Below are 3,515 nucleotides of genomic sequence, written 5' to 3' on the forward strand. Positions count from 1 at the left end.
CCCGCCCCCCCTACCACCAAAACCGCCCCGCGCCGGGGGGCGCCCGGGCCCGCGGCGGCGCCGGCGGGGGGGGCGGGGGCGGGCCGCCCCCCCCCGCGGCCTGTGCGCCCCCCGAAGCCCCGACCGATAGACTTCACGCTGCCCTATGCCCCTTCAACGTTACTCGCGCACCGATAGCGCCGTACGATCCGACAGCACTTCGCTGTCCGGCTCGGCCGCGACGCGCTGGCCCGTCAGCGGATGGACGATCGCCCTGCTGGTCCTGGCGCTCGCCCTCGTCTGGTTCATTCCCCTCGGCTGGCGCCATCTCGTGCCGAGCGATGAGGGCCGCTATGCGGAAATGGCACGCGAAATGTTCGTGACCGGCGACTGGATCACGCCGCGCTACAACGGCTACAAGTACTTCGAAAAGCCGCCGCTGCAAACCTGGATGAACGCGCTCACGTTCGCCTGGTTCGGCATCGGCGAATGGCAGGCGCGGCTCTATACGGCGTTGGCGGGATTCGCCGGCGTGCTCGTCGCCGGCTATACGGCGGCGCGCCTCATCAATCCGGCGGCCGGCTTCGCGGCCGCCCTCGTCCTGGCCGGCGCGCCCTACTGGCAGTTGATGGGCCACTTCAACACCCTCGACATGGGCCTGTCGTTGTGGATGGAGGTCACGCTGTGCGCGATGCTTCTTGCGCAGCGCGTCGGCGTCGGCGCGCCCGAAGCGCGCCGCTGGATGTGGCTGTGCTGGGCCTCGATGGCGCTCGCCGTGTTGTCCAAGGGGCTCATCGGCGTCGTGCTGCCGGGCGCTGTGCTCGTGATCTACACGCTGATCGAACGCGACTGGGCGCTCTGGAAGCGCCTCTATCTGCCTAGCGGCCTGGTCGTCTTCTTCGCGATCGCCACCCCCTGGTTCGTGCTCGTCCAGCAGCGCAACCCCGAATTCTTCAACTTCTTCTTCATCGTTCAGCAATTCGATCGATACCTGACGCCCGCCCAAAACCGGCCCGGCCCCGTCTATTACTTCGCCGGGGTCTTGCTCGTGGGCCTGCTGCCCTGGCTGTCGCTCGGCTGGCAAAGCATTCGCTACGCGTTCGCGCAGCCTCGCCAATTGAACGGATTCGCACCGGGCAAGCTGCTCGTCATCTGGTCCGTCTTTATCTTTCTGTTTTTCAGCGCGTCCCACTCGAAGCTCGTCTCGTACGTGCTGCCGGTCGCGCCGGCGCTCGCGCTCGTCATCGGCATGTACTTGCCGCACGTCTCGCGCATGGCGTGGCGCCGCCATCTCACCGGTTACGCGGTATTTCTTGTCGTCGCGGCCATCGGTGCCGTATTCATCGCCCGCTTCGGCGACGCGCGCACGCCCAACGCGCTGTATCGCGAATTCCGCGTTTGGGTATTGGCCGCGATCGGCGTCGCGTTCGTCCTGACGCTCGCCGCGCTGGCCGTCCTGCGGCGCAGCGAGCGTGGTGTCCTGCCCTCGGCCGCGGTGTTCGCCGCGGCTTGGGTCATGCTCTGCACGATCGCCGGTTGCGGACACGAGGTGTTCGGGCGCCAGAGCTCCGGGGCCCTGCTGGCGCCCGCGGTGAAGGCGGAACTGGCCCGGCTGCCGGCCGACACGCCTGTCTATTCAGTGGGCTATCTCGACCACACGTTCCCGTTCTATATCGGCCACACGACAATCATGGTCGAAAGCGCCGACGAATTGGCGTTCGGCGTCGCCGAGGAGCCGGCGAAGTGGGTGCCGACCATCCCCGAATGGATCGCGCGCTGGAAAGCCGATCCGCATGCCCTCGCCGTGATGCGGCCCGACCGGTACGCCGAACTTGCCGCCCAACACGTGCCGATGCGCGTCATCGCGCGCGATGCGCGGCGCGTCGTTGTCGAAAAACCCTGATCGCAACCGAAGCCCGTACGGCCTTTTTTCCAACTTGATGAACCCGATCTCTCTTTTTTGTATTCTGGCGGGCGTCGCCCTGAACGCCTGCGCGCAATTGCTGCTCAAAGCCGGCGTGAACGCCGTTGGACACTTCGAATTCACCCGTGCGAACATTGTGCCAATCGGCCTGAAACTCGCCATGCAGTTGCCGATCATCGGCGGCCTGTCCTGCTACGTCATCAGCGTGGCGGTCTGGGTTGTCGGCCTCTCGCGCGTCGATGTATCGATCGCCTACCCGATGCTGTCGCTAGGGTATGTCGTCAATGCGTTCGCAGCCTGGTACTTGTTCGGCGAAGTGTTGAGCCTGCAACGTCTCATCGGCATCGGCATCATTTTGCTGGGCGTGGTCGTATTGGCACGCAGCTGATCCGCCGGCGAAGCGATAATCACGCTTCGCGACGCATCGCAACAATCTATAAGCCCTCGGCGCCAAGAACGCCGTCATCACCCTGACACAACCCAAACTCGAGCGAAGCCCAATGACCCAAGACTCACTTTCATTCCTGCCGTTCGTGCGCCCGGAGATCGACGAAGAGACGATCGCCGGCGTTGCCGACGTGTTGCGTTCAGGCTGGATTACGACGGGTCCGCAAAATCAGGCATTCGAGGCGCAACTTTCGGCGTTCTGCGGCGGCCGTCCCGTGCGTACATTCAACTCGGGCACCGCAACGCTTGAAATCGGGCTGCGTATCGCAGGCGTGGGGATGGGCGACGAAGTCATCACGACCCCGGCATCGTGGGTCGCCACCGCCAACGTGATTCTCGAAGTGGGTGCGACACCCGTTTTCGTCGATATCGATCCGGTCACGCGCAATATCGATCTGAACCTGCTCGAAAAGGCGATTACCCCGCGCACGAAGGCGATCATCCCCGTCTATCTCGCAGGGCTGCCCGTCGACATGGATCGGCTCTACGACATTGCGCGGGCCTACAAGCTGCGCGTCATCGAAGACGCCGCACAGGCGTTCGGCTCGACTTGGCGCGGCGAGCGCATCGGCAAACTCGGCGATATCGTTTCGTTCAGCTTCCACGCGAACAAGAATTTGACGTCGATCGAAGGCGGCGCACTCGTCGTCAACAATGAGGAAGAAGCCGAACTGGCGCGCAAGTACCGGTTGCAAGGTGTGACGCGTACAGGTTTGGACGGGATGGACTGCGACCTCCTCGGCGGCAAGTACAATCTGACCGACGTGGCGGCGCGCGTCGGCCTGGGCCAGCTTGCGCACATCGAGCGCTTCCTGGCTCAGCGCAAGACGCTCGCGCGCGCCTACTTCGACGGGTTCGAAGGCGGCGCGGCCGCGGCAATCGGCGTCGGCCTGCCGGCGGCCGAGTTCGAAAACGGCAATTGGCATATGTTCCAGATCACGCTGCCCCTGGAGCGCCTGACGATCGACCGCGCCGCTTTCATGCAGAAGCTGCATGACGACTACCGGATCGGCTCGGGCGTGCACTACCCGGCGATTCATTTATTTACGCTCTACCGCGCGCGCGGGTTCGCGCCTGGCATGTTCCCGCATGCCGAGCGCTTCGGCGCGACGACGGTTACGCTGCCGCTGTTCACGCTGATGACCGGGCAAGATGTGGCGCGCGT

The 3,515-nt window shown here is 64.8% G+C and carries 3 protein-coding genes; all 3 read left to right on the forward strand.

Annotation, left to right across the window (positions count from 1 at the left end; genetic code table 11):
• The first annotated feature begins 145 nt into the window (after positions 1 to 145).
• Entirely contained in the window at positions 146 to 1,882 is a 1,737-nt protein-coding gene (locus ACTHL0_RS20120) for a glycosyltransferase family 39 protein (protein ID WP_440568644.1), read from the forward strand.
• A gap of 37 nt (positions 1,883 to 1,919) precedes the next feature.
• The gene (locus ACTHL0_RS20125; RefSeq protein WP_440568645.1) at positions 1,920 to 2,291 is read left to right on the forward strand and encodes an SMR family transporter; all 372 of its coding nucleotides are present in this window, start codon (positions 1,920 to 1,922) and stop codon (positions 2,289 to 2,291) included.
• A 112-nt stretch (positions 2,292 to 2,403) separates the two neighbouring features.
• Positions 2,404 to 3,515, forward strand: a 1,112-nt coding sequence (locus tag ACTHL0_RS20130; RefSeq protein WP_440568646.1) for a DegT/DnrJ/EryC1/StrS family aminotransferase, incomplete at its 3' end; no start/stop codon positions are given.

This window comes from Trinickia sp. (assembly GCF_051961175.1).
Taxonomy (GTDB): domain Bacteria; phylum Pseudomonadota; class Gammaproteobacteria; order Burkholderiales; family Burkholderiaceae; genus Trinickia.